Genomic DNA, 14,608 nt, shown 5'->3' with positions numbered 1-14,608 from the left:
CCTCCCGTCGGGCGCAGTCTCCGCCCTCACACCGGGCGCCGACTGCGGCTGGAACGCCACGCCGCCGCCGTCGCGCCCGCGGTGACGAGCAGCGCGCCGATCGGTACCACGTCGCCGATCCGGTCGTACCAGGTCAGCGCCCCGGGCTCGGTGAGCGGCAGCCGGACGGTCAGCGCGCCGGTGCCGTCGGTACCGAGCCGGGCGAGCTCGCGGCCCTGCGCGTCGAAGGCCGCCGACACCCCGGTCAGCGAGGCCTGCACGGCCGGCCGGCCGGTCTCGGCGGCCCGGATCGCCGCCAGCGAGACGTGCTGCTCGGGTGCCCAGGTGTGCTGGAAGGTCGAGGTGGAGGACTGGTAGACCAGCACCCGGGCGCCGTCCCGCGCGGCGGTGCGGGCCAGGTCGGGGAAGGCCGACTCGAAGCAGATTAGCGCGCCGACCGGCAGCGGTCCTCCCGCCCGGTCGGTGGCCGGCAGGACGTGGAAGGCGGTGCCGGGCGCCCGGTTCTCGCCGGCCGCCCGGCTGACGCCGGCGATCCAGCCGAGCACCGGCCGCAGCGGGATGTACTCGCCGAAGGGCACCAGCCGGATCTTGCGGTAGCGGTCCAGCACGCCCGCAGGGGAGACCAGTACCGCGTCCTTGGAGATCCGCCCGTCCGCCTTGCGGGCGTCCTCTCCGGCGATGATCTGCGCCCCGGTGGCGGTGGAGAGTTGGCGCAGCCGGTCGAGCGCGGCCGGGTCGCGGTCGAGGTCGGCGGTGGTGCTGCTCTCGCCCCAGACGACCAGGTCCACCGGCTGCCCGCCGAGCGCGGCGGTGGCCTGGGCGCTGGCCTCGAACCGGGCCTGCGGGTCGTCCACGATGCCGGGCTGGACCAGCGCGACGGTGACCGCTCCGGCCGGGGCGGGGGCGTCGCGCAGGGCGAACAGCAGCGGGCCGGCGGCCAGAACCAGGACGGTGGTCAGCGCCGCGAGGGCGCGCGGTCGCCGGTGCACGGAGGTCAGGACGATCAGCACCCCGGTGTTGGCGGCCGCGACGGCCGCGCTGACCAGCCAGATCCCGCCGGTCGAGGCGAGCCCGAGGATCGCCGGGTGCTGCCACTGGGTGGCGCCGAGCAGTGCCCACGGCCCGCCGAGGGCGTCCCAGGAGCGCGCGTACTCGGTGGTCACCCAGACCGCCGGGACGACGACCAGCGCGAGCAGCGCCCGACGGCCGGTCAGCGGCGGGTGCAGCAGCCGGTGGACGGCGTACCCGAAGCCGCCCTGGAGCGCCCCGAACAGCACGGCGAGCACCGGTAGCCCCGGCCCGATGGACGGGACCAGCCAGTACATCGCGGTCAGGATGAAGCCCGCCCCGAACCACCACCCGCGCACCGCCGCCTCCCGCCCGCCGGGCGCGCGCTGCATCAGCAGCATCCCGGGGACTAGCGCGACCCACGCCAGCCAGGCCTGCCCCGGTGCCGGGAAGGCGAGCACCGGTACCGCCCCGGCCGCCAGGGCGCCGAACCGCGCGCGGTAGCGGTGCGGGCGCGCCTGCGGGTGGCCGCCGTGTCCGGACTGCCCGCCGTGTTCGGAGTGCCCGGGAGGTTCAGGGTGCCGGGGGTGCCCGGGATGCGAGGAGTGCTCGGGGTGCCCGGGATGCGGGGAGTGCTCAGGGTGCTCGCGGTGCTCGGAGTGCTCCCGGTGCGGCGTGCGCCGGGCGGGGCTGGTGAGGGCGAGGCGGCGGGGCATGCCCCGTATTGTCCGCTCGGACGGACTGCGCCACCAGTGTTCCTGTCACCCGAATGGACTACGGGAACACTGGTGGCCACCCCCGTGGCTCAGCCCTCGTCGCCCTCCAGGTCCCCCTCGGTCTCCAGGAACGCGGCCTGCAACTGCGCGATCAGCTCCGGGTCGGGCTGCTCCCAGAGCCCGCGGCTGGCCGCCTCCAGCAGCCGCTCGCTGATCCCGTGCAGCGCCCACGGGTTGGCGCCGGTCAGGAACTCCCGGTTGACCGGGTCGAGCACGTACTCCTGGGTGAGCTTCTCGTACATCCAGTCCGCGACCACGCCCGTCGTGGCGTCGTAGCCGAACAGGTAGTCCACCGTCGCGGCCATCTCGAACGCGCCCTTGTACCCGTGCCGGCGCATCGCCTCGATCCAGCGCGGGTTGACCACCCGGGCGCGGAAGACGCGGGCGGCCTCCTCGGTCAGCGTCCGGGTGCGGACCGTCTCCGGGCGGGTCGAGTCGCCGATGTAGGCGGTCGGCGCCTTGCCGGTGAGCGCCCGGACGGTGGCCACCATGCCGCCGTGGTACTGGAAGTAGTCGTCCGAGTCGGCGATGTCGTGCTCGCGGGTGTCGGTGTTCTTCGCGGCGACGGTGATCCGCTTGTACGCGGTCTCCATCTCCTCGCGGGCCGGCCGCCCGTCCAGTCCGCGCCCGTAGGCGTAGCCGCCCCAGACCGTGTACACCTCGGCCAGGTCGGCGTCGGTGCGCCAGTCCCGGCTGTCGATCAGCTGGAGCAGGCCCGCGCCGTAGGTGCCCGGGCGGGAGCCGAAGACGCGGACGGTGGCCTTGCGCTCGTCGCCGTGCACCGCGAGGTCGGCCTGGACGTGGGCGCGTACGAAGTTCTGCTCCGCGGGCTCCTCCTGGGCGGCGGCCAGACGCACCGCGTCGTCGAGCAGGGCGACCACGTGCGGGAAGGCGTCGCGGAAGAAGCCGGAGATGCGCAGCGTCACGTCGATGCGCGGGCGGCCCAGCTCGGCGAGGGCGATCGGCTCCAGGCCGGTGACCCGGCGCGAGGCGTCGTCCCAGACCGGACGGACGCCGAGCAGGGCGAAGGCCTCGGCGATGTCGTCGCCGGCGGTGCGCATCGCGCTGGTGCCCCACAGCGACAGCCCGACCGAGGGCGGGTAGGCGCCGTCGTTGTCGGCGGTGTACCGCTCGACCAGCGAGGCGGCGAGCGCCTGGCCGGTCTCCCAGGCGAGCTTGCTCGGGACGGCCTTCGGGTCGACGGAGTAGAAGTTGCGGCCGGTCGGCAGCACGTTGACCAGGCCGCGCAGCGGCGAGCCGGACGGCCCGGCCGGGACGAAGCCGCCGCGCAGCGCGTGCAGCACGGCGTCCAGCTCGTCGGTGGTGGCGGCCAGCCGCGGCACCACCTGGGTGGCGGCGAAGGTCAGCACCTCGTGGACGGCCTCCGGCAGCCCGGCGGCGACCTTCTCCACCGCCTCGACCGCCCAGTCCTGCGCCTCCATGGCCTCGACCAGGGCGCGGGCCTGGGCCTCGGCGGCGTCGGTGGCCCCGAGGGTGAGCGCGGCCTCGTCCAGCCCGAGGGCCTCGCGCAGGCCCGGCAGCGCGCTGACGCCGCCCCAGATCTGGCGGGCGCGCAGGATGGCGAGCACGATGTTGACCCGGTCGGTGCCGGCCGGCGCCTGTCCGAGGACGTGCAGGCCGTCGCGGATCTGGGCGTCCTTGATCTCGCACAGCCAGCCGTCGACGTGCAGCAGGAAGTCGTCGAAGCCGTCGTCCTCGGGGCGCTCGTCCAGACCGAGGTCGTGGTCCAGCTTGGCGGCCTGGATGAGGGTCCAGATCTGCGCGCGGATCGCGGGCAGCTTGGCCGGGTCCATCGCGGCGATGTTGGAGTGCTCGTCCAGCAGCTGCTCCAGGCGGGCGATGTCGCCGTAGGAGTCGGCGCGGGCCATCGGCGGGACGAGGTGGTCGACCAGGGTGGCGTGGGCACGGCGCTTGGCCTGGGTGCCCTCGCCCGGGTCGTTGACCAGGAACGGGTAGATCAGCGGCAGATCGCCCAGGACGGCGTCGGGGCCGCACTCGGCGGACAGCGCGGCGGTCTTGCCGGGCAGCCACTCCAGGTTGCCGTGCTTGCCGAGGTGGATGACGGCGTGCGCGCCGAAGCCGCCGTCGGCCTGCGCGGCCTCGATCCAGCGGTAGGCGGCCAGGTAGTGGTGGCTCGGCGGCAGGTCGGGGTCGTGGTAGATGGCGACGGGGTTCTCGCCGAAACCGCGCGGCGGCTGGATCAGGACGAGCAGGTTCCCGGAGCGGATCGCGGCCAGCACGATGTCGCCGTCCGGGTTCTGCGAGCGGTCGACGTACAGCTCGCCGGGGGCCGGGCCCCAGTGCGCCTCGACCTGCTCGCGCAGCCCCTGGGGGAGCGTGGCGTACCAGCGGCGGTAGTCGGCGGCGGGGATGCGCACCGGGTTGCGGGCCAGCTGGTCCTCGGTGAGCCAGTCCTGGTCGTAGCCGCCGGCCGCGATCAGGGCGTGGATCAGGGCGTCGCCCTCGTGGGAGGCGTCGAGGGAGGAGTCCTGGGACGCATCGGAGGAGCCGTCGTTCGTTCCGTCCAGCCCGGGGAGGTCCGAACCCAGGTCCATGCCCTCCGCGCGCAGCCGGTTCAGCAGGCGGATCGCGCTGGCCGGGGTGTCCAGGCCGACGGCGTTGCCGACCCGGGCGTGCTTGGTCGGGTAGGCGGACAGCACGAGCGCCAGGCGGCGCTCGGCGGCCGGGATGTGCCGCAGCCGGGCGTGCTTGACGGCGGTGCCGGCCACCCGGGCGGCGCGCTCCGGGTCGGCGGCGTAGACGGTGAGGCCGTCCTCGTCCAGCTCCTTGAAGGAGAACGGGACGCTGATCAGCCGGCCGTCGAACTCCGGCACCGCGATCTGGGTGGCGGTGTCCAGCGGGGACAGGCCGTCGTCGCTGGCCTCCCACTGGGCGCGCGACCAGGTGAGGCAGAGCGCCTGGAGGATCGGCCGGTCCAGGGCGGCGAGCGCGCCCGCGTCCCAGGCCTCCTCGTCGCCGCCGGCCTGCGCGTCGGCCGGGCGGGTGCCGCCGGCGGCGAGCACGGTGGTGACGAGCGTGTCGGCCTCGCCGAGCGCGGCCAGCAGTTCGGGCTCGGCGCCGCGCAGCGAGGCGCAGTAGTAGGCCCTGGCCTGCGCACCCTGGTCCTCGATCGCCCGGCAGAGCGTCTCGACGAAGGCGGTGTTGCCGCTCATGTGGTGGGCGCGGTAGTAGAGCACCGCGACCGTCGGGCCGTCCTGCGTACGGGCTTCGCGCTCCAGCGGCCCCCAGGCCGGGGCGGAGGCGGGCGGGGCGAAGCCGTGGCCGGTCAGCAGCACGGTGTCGGAGAGGAAGGCGGCCAGTTCGGCGAGGTTGGCGGCGCCGCCGTGCGCGAGGTAGGCGTGCGCCTCGGCGGCGATGCCGGCCGGGACGGTGGACAGTTCCATCAGCTGGGCGTCGGGGGCCTGTTCACCGGTCAGCACGATCACCGGGCGGGGGCCGGCCAACAGCGTGTCCAGGCCCTCCTGCCAGGCACGGCGACCGCCGAGCAGGCGGACCACGACGAGGCCGGTGCCCTCCAGCAGCGCGGGCAGGTCCTCGGGGGTGAGCCGGGCCGGGTTGCCGAGCCGGTAGCGGACCGGGCCCTCGGCGGCGCGGGCACTGAGCAGGTCGGTGTCGGACGTCGACAGCAGCAGGATCATGCGAAGGCCCTCCCGGCCTCGGAGCCGCCCCGAGCCGAAGGGCGCGCCGGCGTGGAAAGTGACGAGTGACGAGCGACGGACGAAAGCGCGTGGCATGCGACGGACGAAGGCGCGTGGCATGCGGCGGACGAAAGCGGGCGACGGCGCGTGACCGGCGACCGAAGGAGCGCCGAGACGTCGGCGAAGCGCCCGGAGTCGGGCGGGCGTGAGGTGCCCGGGGACCCGGGCGCGGGCATGCGGCAGCGCATTGCTCTTCGAGCCTTCCTCGGGGTCCGCGCCCCGGGCCGGTGGAGGACGGCAGGAGTTCCTGGCTCCCGCGGCCGTCCGGTCTCCCGGTGAACCGCGGTCACAGTGGCGGGACCGCACCGGGCTTGCACCGGTTTCCTCCCCTGCGCCGTCGCTGGCGTGCGGACGGTCCGCGGGGACCGTCCGCCAGCATCGTACGGGGTGCGGCTGACCTGGGGGAGGGCGATCCCGGGGAGGCCGCCCGGAGCGCCCGGGGTGTGAGGCGACGGACAAAGGCAACCGATCGGATCATCTGTATGCTCGCGGCCATGCCACCGACACCCGACGCCACCGCGCCGGGCGCCGCGGTGCCCGACCGGGGGCGCGCGGACGCCTGCCCAGGGGCCCTTCGTCTACATCCGGCCGACGACGGCGCCCTGGCCCGGGTCCGGCTGCCCGGCGGTCTGCTGACGGTCCGTCAGGCATTGGCGCTGGCCGACGCCGCCGAGGCGCTCGGCGACGGCGAACTGGAGACCACCTCCCGCGGCAACGTCCAACTCCGCGGCCTGGCTTCGCACTGCGGGGCCGAACTCGCCGAACGGCTGCGCGCCGTCGGCCTGCTGCCCTCGGACACGCACGAACGGGTCCGCAACATCGTGGCCTCCCCGCTCGCCGGGCTCGACGGACACGGCTTCGCCGACGTGCAGGCCTGGGCGCGGGAGCTGGACGCGCGGCTGTGCGCGAGCGACTGGGCGGCCGGGCTCTCCGGCAAGTTCCTGTTCGCGCTGGACGACGGGCGGGGCGACGTCGCCGCGTTCGACGCCGATGTGACATTGATCGCAGGCCCGGACGGGTCGGCGCTGCTGCGCCTCGGACGGGCCGCCCACGGGCGTCCGGTGCCGGCGGGGCAGGAGGTGACGGCCGTGCTCGACGCGGCCCGGACCTTCCTGGACGTGCTGCGCGAGAGCGGGCGCAAGGCCTGGCACCTGCGCGAGGTCCCCGAGCTGCTGCCGGCCGGGCCCGTGCCGGTGCCCGCCCTCGCCGGGGCCGCGCCCGCGGTCGGCGTGGTCCGCACGGCCGGCTCGTTCCCCGAGGTGGCGGGCGGGCTGTCGGTGGGCATGCGCTTCGGCCGGGCCGGCGCCGCGCAGTGGCGGGAACTCGCGGACGCCTGCGCCGGGGAGATCCGGCTGACGCCCTGGCGCGGCGCGGTGCTGCCGGGGGCGCCGGCCGACCGGCTGCCCGCGCTGGCGGCGGCCGGGTTCCGGACCGCGCCCGGCTCGCCCTGGGAGCGGGCCACCGCCTGCACCGGACTGCCGGGGTGCGCCAAGTCGCGGGTCGACGTCCGGGCCGACGCGGCGCGGGCGCTCGATGCGGCGGCCACCACCGGGAGCCCGCCGGTCGGCGGCCTTCCGGTTACCGGCTTTCCGGCCGCGGGCCTTCCGATGGCCGGCCTCCCGACCGCCGGTCTCCCGGTGCACTGGTCGGGGTGTGAACGACGCTGCGGTCATCCGGCCGGGCGGTGGGTGGACGTGCTCGCCACCGGGCAGGGCTACCGGGTGACGGTGAACGGTCCGGCGGCCGCCGGGGCGGCCGTGGACGTGACGAACGAGGAGATGGCCGAGGCGGTCGCCGAGGCCAGGAGGACCACGAAGTGATCGAGTACGAGAAGGACGGCGCGTCCATCTACCGCCAGTCCTTTGCCACCATCCGTGCGGAGGCCGACCTGGCCGCCCTCCCGGCGGACGTCTCCCAGGTCGCGGTGCGGATGATCCACGCCTGCGGGATGGTCGACCTGGTCGAGGACCTGGTGTACTCACCGGGCGTGGTCGCTTCCGCGCGCGCGGCGCTGCGGGCCGGGGCGCCGATCCTGTGCGACGTGAACATGGTGGCGAGCGGCGTCACCCGCAAGCGGCTGCCCGCCGACAACGAGGTCGTGTGCACCCTCACTGACCCGTCCGTGCCGGAGCTCGCCCGGAAGATGGGCAACACCCGCAGCGCCGCCGCCATGGAGCTGTGGCTGCCCCGGCTGGAAGGCGCGGTGGTGGCCGTCGGCAACGCGCCGACCTCGCTGTTCCGGCTGCTGGAGATGATCGAGGCCGGAGCGCCGCGCCCGGCCGCGGTGATCGGCGTCCCGGTCGGCTTCATCGGCGCCGCCGAGTCCAAGCAGGCCCTGGCCGAGCACCCGTCCGGCCTGGAGCACCTGGTGGTGCGCGGCCGGCGCGGTGGCAGCGCGATCGCCGCCGCCGCCGTCAACGCGATTGCGAGCGAAGAAGAGTGACGGATCGTCAGATCTCTGGTGTCGGCCGGCTCTACGGGGTCGGGCTCGGCCCCGGCGACCCGTCGCTGGTGACCGTCCGGGCGGCCGAACTCATCGGCAAGGCCGACGTGGTGGCCTACCACAGCGCCCGGCACGGCCGGTCCATCGCGCGCTCGATCGCCGAACGCTATCTGACGGATGGTCAGATCGAGGAGAAGTTGGTCTACCCGATCACGGTCGAGACCACCGACCACCCGGGCGGCTACCGAGGCGCGCTGGACGACTTCTACGAGGAGGCCGCCGCCCGGCTGGCCGCCCACCTGGACGCCGGTCGCGACGTCGTGGTCCTCGCCGAGGGCGACCCGCTGTTCTACGGCTCGTACCAGCACATGCACAAGCGGCTCGCGCACCGCTACCCGACCGAGGTGGTGCCGGGCGTGACCTCCGTCAGCGCCGCGGCCGCCCGGCTCGGCCAGCCGCTGACCGAGGCCGAGGAGACGCTCACCGTCATCCCGGGCACGCTGCCCGAGGAGGAGCTGACGGCGCGGATCGCCGCCGCCGACTCCGCCGTGATCATGAAGCTGGGGCGCACCTTCCCGGCCGTCCGGCGGGCGCTGGAGCGGGCCGGCCGGCTCGACGACGCGCAGTACGTCGAGCGCGCGTTCATGGACGGGGAGCGCATCCTGCCGCTCGCGGAGGTCGAGGGCGAGACCGTCCCGTACTTCTCGGTGGCGGTGCTGCCGAGCAAGGTCGCGCCGCTGGAGCCGGTGGAGCGGCGGACGGACGGCGCGGGCGCGGTGGCCGTCATCGGCACCGGTCCGGCCGGGCCGCTCTGGCTCACTCCCGAGGCGCGCGGCGTCCTCGCCGAGGCGACCGACCTGGTCGGCTACACCACCTACCTGGACCGGGTGCCCGAGCGGCCGGGCCAGCGGCGGCACGGCTCGGACAACAAGGTCGAGTCGGAGCGCGCCGAGTACGCCCTCGAACTGGCCCGGCGCGGGCACAAGGTCGCGGTGGTGTCCTCGGGTGACCCGGGCGTCTTCGCGATGGCCACCGCCGTCCTGGAGGTCGCCTGCGAGGAGGCCTACCGGGACGTCCCGGTGCGGATCGTCCCGGGGATGACCGCGGCGCACGCGGCCGCCTCCCGGGCCGGCGCCCCGCTCGGGCACGACTACGCGGTGGTGTCGCTGTCGGACCGGCTCAAGCCCTGGGACGTGGTGGCCCGCAGGCTGCGCGCGGCGGCCGAGGCGGACCTGGTGCTCGCGCTCTACAACCCGGGCTCGAAGTCGCGCACCACGCAGGTCGCCCTCGCCCGGGACCTGCTGCTGGAGTACCGCGCGCCCGAGACGCCGGTGGTGATGGCGCGTGACGTCGGCGGGCCGACCGAGCGCGTGCGGATCGTCCGGTTGGGCGAGCTGGATCCGGCGCTGGTCGACATGCGGACGATCCTGCTGATCGGCTCCTCGCAGACCCAGGCGGTCGAGCGGGGCGGCGGCGTGAAGGTCGTCTGGACGCCGCGGCGGTACCCGGAGGAGTAACGGGCGGCGACTGACAGATGACAGCTAACAGATTTCATCATCTGTTAGCTGTCATCTGTTTTCTGTTACTTGTTCGCCGCCCGGCGTCCCCGCCTCCCCGTCACCGGGTCGGCTTGGCGATCACCAGCTCCGTGTTGTGGTCCTCGCCCGCGCCCAGCAGCGCCGCCGGCCGGCCGTTCGGGTCGTTGTACGACAGCTCGCGGTACAGCGCGGCGAGGTTGGCGTCCGAGGTGCTGCCGAAGTCCGTGCCGTACGGTGCGGAGGACTCGATCAGCGTCGTGAACAGGGAGAGCGTGCCGTCCCCGTTGTCCGCGATCTCGATGATGCGCCCGTGCTGCGGGTAGTCGATGTGCGAGGCGGTGTTGATCTCCCAGAACGCCCGCTCCGGCACCGCGTGGCCGTGCGCCGTGACCTTGTTCATGTGGGTGTGGCCGTTCACCCACGCGATCACGTTCGGGTAGCGCTGGAGCAGCGCCACCAGCTCGTTGCCGTCGTGCCGCTTCTCGAAGATGTTGCGCGGGTCGGGCAGCAGGTTGCCCATGGTGGTGCTCGTGTGGTGGCTGAACAGGAGGATCACCTCGTCCGTGCTGCCACCCGTCACCTTGCGTCCGTCGGTGTCGTACCAGTGCCCGCTGTGCGCCTTCAACTGCTGTTCCAGCCAGCGCAGTTGCGCGGCGCCCAGTGAACCGTCCGCGAATCCGGCCTGGTTGGTGGTGTCCAGGCTGATGCCGAGCACCTTCTCCGAGATACGGAAGGTGTAGTAGAGCTTGCCGCTGCCCACCATGTCCGAGGTGAAGCCGTGCCCGTACGGGCCGGCGCCGGTGTGCGCCGGGTTCAGGTGGGCCTTGGCGAACTCCTTGAGCGTGAACGGCCGTCGGCGCTCGTCCGGGGTGATCCGGCGCACCGCGTCGCCGCTCGCGAGCAGCTTCGCGAGCAGGAGCGCGGCGCCGGCCGGGTCGCGGCGCAGCGAGTCCATCAGCCGCGCCGCGTCGGCGTCGTTGCAGCCCTCCAGCTTGTACTGGCCGGTGTAGAGGTCGTTCAGCAGCCCGAGGTCCGGCAGTGAACCCTCAAGGCTGTCATCGTGGTTGCCGACCGTCGTGTACCAGGGCGTACGCAGGCCCGGCGCGTCGAACGGCCGGCCGGCGGCGTCGAGGAAGCCCGGTATCTGCGGGAAGCCCTTCGCCTTGTAGTCGTCGTTGTAGGCGAGTTCGGGGTTCCAGTAGGCGGCGTTGCCCGAGTTCTGCACGCCTTCGTAGCGGTTCGGGTCACCGGTGTTCTGGGCGAGCCGGCCGCCGCCCATGACGGTGAGGTACCAGTCGAGTTCGGCCTGCTCGTGGTTGTCGGTGTTGTCGCCGGTGGCCATCACCATGCTGAACGGCATCCCGGTGTAGGGGCCGCCGTCGAGCGCGTTGACCCGCTCGACGAGGGCCGAGACGCCGCGGGCGTTCAGGGCCTCCTGCGGCCGGTACGCGCTGCCGGTGAACCGGGCCAGGTACTCGAATCGCACCGGGGACTCGGTGTCCACCAGGTGCAGGTCGCTGAACTGGACGAAGCTGGCCAGCCCGGTCCGTCGGTCGTCCCGCCCGGTGCCCGGCGCCGCCAGGTCGCCGCGCACCACCAGCGGCCAGCCCGGCCCGGCCGTCAGCCGCTTGTACCCGCCGGTGCCGACGGGCGTGGCCACCTGGTCGAGCGTGGTGCCCGTCGTCTTGACCGCCCGCGCGGCGGTGGCCGTCAGTGCGCGCTCGCGCTCCGCCGCCGAGGCGAACTGCCCGCCGCCCAGCGACAAGGCCGACCAGGCGGCGGCCACCGACGTACCGGTGAGGAACGTACGCCGACTCATCCCTGCCACAAAAACCCCCACATGCTGATGGCCCGGCCGGACAACCCGGCCACCGGACCCCGTGTCATGAACCCGCCCTCTGGCGGACCGCCAGATTACTCACTGGTAGGAGCGGGGTGCGAGGCCCGTGCGGAGAACTCTTCGGGAACGCGGGGCAGCGGCCGCTCCCCGACTCGGACACCGGGCCGCGGGGCCCCGCTCCACCGCCCCCGGTCGGGGCGCGGCCAGGCGAATGGGGGAAAATCGGTACCGACGGCCGGTGCGGCCGCACCTCAACGGAGCCGGAAGCGAGACGCAGGTGGCCAAAGCGGGAGCCGAAGCGGGAGCCGATGCGGGGGCCGAAGCCGGGGCCGAAGCGGCGGCCAAGGCTGGAGTCGAAGCCGGAGGCCGGGCCGGCCAGCTGAAGAGCAGCGGCCTGCGGCACGGCTGGACCACGGGCGCCTGCGCCACCGCCGCCACCAAGGCCGCGTACACCGCGCTGCTCACCGGTGAGTTCCCGGACCCGGTGGCCATCACCCTCCCCAAGGGCCAGCAGCCGGCCTTCGCCCTCGCCGCCGAGGAACTCGTCGCCGCGGAACTTGCCCCCAGGGCCGGGGGGCTGGCCACCGGGGATCTGGCCACCGGGGGGCGGGCCACCGGGGGCCGAGCCGCCGCCCCGCCCATGCCGGCGAGCGCCATGGCCGCCGTGGTCAAGGACGCCGGCGACGATCCCGACGTCACCCACGGCGCGCTGATCCGCTCGACGGTGCGGGCCGGCGAGCCCGGCGCCGGCGTGGTGTTCCGGGCCGGCCCGGGGGTGGGGACGGTCACCAAGGCGGGCCTGCCGCTGCCCGTCGGCGAGCCCGCGATCAACCCGGTGCCCCGGCAGATGATCCGCGACGCCGTGGCGGAGGTGGCCGCCGCGCACGGCGGCAGCGGGGACGTGGTGGTCGAGATCTCCGTGGACCACGGCGAGGAGATCGCCCGGTCCACCTGGAATCCACGGCTGGGCATCCTCGGGGGCCTGTCCATCCTCGGGACCACCGGCATCGTCGTCCCCTACTCCTGCTCCGCCTGGATCGACTCCATCCGCCGCGGCGTGGACGTGGCCCGGGCGGCGGGCCGCACCCACGTGGCCGGCTGTACCGGTTCGACCTCCGAGAAGGTCGCCGTCGCCGTGCACGGACTGCCTGAGGACGCGCTGCTCGACATGGGCGACTTCGCGGGCGCCGTCCTCAAGTACCTCAAGCGCCACCCGGTGCCCCGGCTGACGATCGCGGGCGGCTTCGCCAAGCTGTCCAAGCTCGCCGCCGGCCACCTCGACCTGCATTCGGCGCGCTCCCAGGTGGACAAGGGGTACCTGGCCGAACTGGCGCGGCGGGGCGGGGCCGACGGCGCGCTGGCCGAGGCGGTGGCCGCCGCCAACACCGGGTTGGAGGCGGTGCAGTTGTGCCGGGCGGCCGGGGTGCCGCTGGGCGATCTGGTCGCCGAGGCGGCGCGGGCGACGGCGCTCGGCGTGCTGGTCGGCTCGCCGGTGGCGGTGGACGTCATCTGCATCGACCGCGCGGGCACCGTCGTCGGCCGGGTGGAGCCGCTCGGGCCGTGACGCTCTCACAGAATCGCGGCAATACCGCCTGGTGATGTGAAGATCTGACGTTCATACGGGGCGAGAAACGGACAAAAGTAGTGTCACGCCCGCCCCTGGTTCTGTCGCCATCTCAACCATGAGATATGGTCTGGCGAGTGACAGGCGACTACCTCACCCGTATCGGCACCCTCATCCGTACCGCCCGCCAGCACCGCGGCTGGTCCCAGGCACAGCTCGGCGAGGCCCTCGGCACCAGCCAGAGCGCGGTCAACCGCATCGAGCAGGGCAAGCAGAACGTCAGCCTTGAGATGATCGCGCGCATCGGCGAAGCCCTCGACAGCGAGATCGTCTCCCTCGGCTACTCCGGCCCGATGCACCTGCGGGTCGCCGGCGGCACCCGACTCTCCGGCGCCATCGACGTCCGCAGCAGCAAGAACGCCTGCGTCGCGATCCTCTGCGCCTCGCTGCTGACCACCGGACGCACCACGCTGCGCAGCGTCGCCCGGATCGAAGAGGTCTACCGCATCCTCGAGGTGCTCACCAGCATCGGTGTCAAGAGCCGCTGGACCAACGACGGCCGCGACCTCGAACTCACCCCGCCCGCCGAGCTCGACCTCGCGGCGATGGACGTCGAGGCGGCCCGCCGCACCCGCAGCGTGCTGATGTTCCTCGGCCCGCTGATGCACCGCGCCAGCCGCTTCGCCATCCCGTACGCGGGCGGTTGCGACCTCGGCACCCGCACCGTCGAGCCGCACCTGACCGCGCTGCGCCGCTTCGGGCTGGAGGTCGCCACCACCGGCGGCGCCTACCACGCCTCGGTCGAGCCGGGCACCCCGCTGGACCGTCCGATCGTGCTGACCGAGCGCGGGGACACCGTCACCGAGAACGCCCTGCTGGCCGCCGCCCGGCACGACGGCGTCAGCGTCATCCGCAACGCCTCGCCCAACTACATGGTCCAGGACCTGTGCTTCTTCCTGGAGAAGCTGGGCGTACGGATCGAGGGCGTCGGCACCACCACCCTCACCGTCCACGGCGTCCCGGAGATCACCTGCGACGTCGACTACACCCCGGCCGAGGACCCGGTGGAGGCGATGAGCCTGCTCGCCGCCGCCGTCGTCACCTCCTCCGAGCTGACGATCCGCCGGGTGCCGATCGAGTTCCTGGAGATCGAACTCGCGGTGCTGGAGGGGATGGGCCTCGACTACGACCGGACCCCCGAGTACCGGGCCCACAACGGCCACACCCGTCTGGTCGACCTCACCGTGCGCCCGTCCAAGCTGACCGCGCCGATCGACACCATCCACCCGATGCCGTTCCCCGGCATCAACATCGACAACGTGCCGTTCTTCGCGGCCATCGCCGCGGCCGCCCACGGCACCACGATGATCCACGACTGGGTCTACGACAACCGTGCGATCTACCTCACCGAGCTGACCCGCCTCGGCGCCGACGTCAAGCTCCTCGACCCGCACCGCGTCCTGGTCCAGGGCCCCACCCGCTGGCGCGCCGCCGAGATGATGTGCCCGCCGGCCCTGCGCCCCGCGGTCGTCATCCTCCTCGCGATGCTCGCCGCCCAGGGCACCTCCGTCCTGCGCAACGTCTACGTCATCAACCGCGGCTACGAGGACCTCGCCGAGCGCCTCAACTCCATCGGCGCGCAGATCGAGACCTTCCGCGACATCTGATCCGATCCGGATCTGAAGCACGATCAGATGGC

General features: G+C 73.8%; 8 protein-coding genes and 1 riboswitch. Of the genes, 5 read left to right on the top strand and 3 right to left on the bottom strand.

Annotated features, from left to right (window positions below; all coding sequences use genetic code 11):
- Window positions 1–26: 26 nt before the first annotated feature.
- Window positions 27–1,724, bottom strand: a complete 1,698-nt coding sequence (gene lnt, locus ACFWPI_RS24785; protein ID WP_380373879.1) for an apolipoprotein N-acyltransferase — start codon at window positions 1,722–1,724, stop codon at window positions 27–29.
- 89 nt (window positions 1,725–1,813) lie between these two features.
- Entirely contained in the window at window positions 1,814–5,464 is a 3,651-nt protein-coding gene (cobN, locus tag ACFWPI_RS24780; RefSeq protein ID WP_380373876.1) for a cobaltochelatase subunit CobN, read from the bottom strand.
- A 301-nt stretch (window positions 5,465–5,765) separates the two neighbouring features.
- Window positions 5,766–5,851, bottom strand: a riboswitch (cobalamin riboswitch).
- Window positions 5,852–6,018: 167 nt separating this feature from the next.
- On the opposite strand from cobN, the gene ACFWPI_RS24775 reads away from it, so the two are divergent.
- The 3 genes from ACFWPI_RS24775 to ACFWPI_RS24765 are packed head-to-tail and all read left to right on the top strand — an operon-like array spanning window position 6,019 to window position 9,484.
- Window positions 6,019–7,344 (top strand): hypothetical protein, encoded by a 1,326-nt coding sequence (locus ACFWPI_RS24775; protein ID WP_380373874.1) that lies wholly within the window; start codon window positions 6,019–6,021, stop codon window positions 7,342–7,344.
- Entirely contained in the window at window positions 7,341–7,967 is a 627-nt protein-coding gene (locus ACFWPI_RS24770; protein WP_063350072.1) for a precorrin-8X methylmutase, read from the top strand. Before ACFWPI_RS24775 ends, ACFWPI_RS24770 begins: the two co-directional genes overlap by 4 nt.
- Window positions 7,964–9,484 (top strand): precorrin-2 C(20)-methyltransferase, encoded by a 1,521-nt coding sequence (locus tag ACFWPI_RS24765; protein ID WP_380373871.1) that lies wholly within the window; start codon window positions 7,964–7,966, stop codon window positions 9,482–9,484. The genes ACFWPI_RS24770 and ACFWPI_RS24765 overlap by 4 nt, the downstream gene beginning before the upstream one ends.
- Before the next feature lie 100 nt (window positions 9,485–9,584).
- Here ACFWPI_RS24765 and ACFWPI_RS24760 read toward each other — a convergent pair whose 3' ends face one another.
- Window positions 9,585–11,324: a TIGR03767 family metallophosphoesterase gene (locus tag ACFWPI_RS24760; protein ID WP_380373868.1), complete on the bottom strand. Its 1,740-nt coding sequence runs from the start codon at window positions 11,322–11,324 to the stop codon at window positions 9,585–9,587.
- 400 nt (window positions 11,325–11,724) lie between these two features.
- Between ACFWPI_RS24760 and ACFWPI_RS24755 the strand changes: the two genes are divergently transcribed.
- Together ACFWPI_RS24755 and ACFWPI_RS24750 are read left to right on the top strand one after the other, a co-directional pair.
- Entirely contained in the window at window positions 11,725–12,909 is a 1,185-nt protein-coding gene (locus tag ACFWPI_RS24755; protein WP_380373965.1) for a cobalt-precorrin-5B (C(1))-methyltransferase, read from the top strand.
- Between the two features lie 137 nt (window positions 12,910–13,046).
- Window positions 13,047–14,576: a UDP-N-acetylglucosamine 1-carboxyvinyltransferase gene (locus tag ACFWPI_RS24750; RefSeq protein ID WP_350875492.1), complete on the top strand. Its 1,530-nt coding sequence runs from the start codon at window positions 13,047–13,049 to the stop codon at window positions 14,574–14,576.
- The last annotated feature ends 32 nt before the right edge of the window (window positions 14,577–14,608 follow it).

The organism is Kitasatospora sp. NPDC058492 (genome assembly GCF_042720685.1).
In the GTDB taxonomy this organism is placed as follows: Bacteria; Actinomycetota; Actinomycetes; order Streptomycetales; family Streptomycetaceae; genus Kitasatospora.
The sequence above is the reverse complement of the archived record's forward strand: the minus strand, read 5'-3'. Positions and strand labels throughout refer to the sequence as shown.

Bases quoted from the DNA above. Each gene is read 5' to 3' on its own strand.
- ACFWPI_RS24775 (WP_380373874.1), top strand. From the start codon at position 6,019: ATGCCACCGACACCCGACGCCACCGCGCCGGGCGCCGCGGTGCCCGAC.
- cobN (WP_380373876.1), bottom strand. From the start codon at position 5,464: ATGATCCTGCTGCTGTCGACGTCCGACACCGACCTGCTCAGTGCCCGC.
- lnt (WP_380373879.1), bottom strand. From the start codon at position 1,724: ATGCCCCGCCGCCTCGCCCTCACCAGCCCCGCCCGGCGCACGCCGCAC.
- ACFWPI_RS24760 (WP_380373868.1), bottom strand. From the start codon at position 11,324: ATGAGTCGGCGTACGTTCCTCACCGGTACGTCGGTGGCCGCCGCCTGG.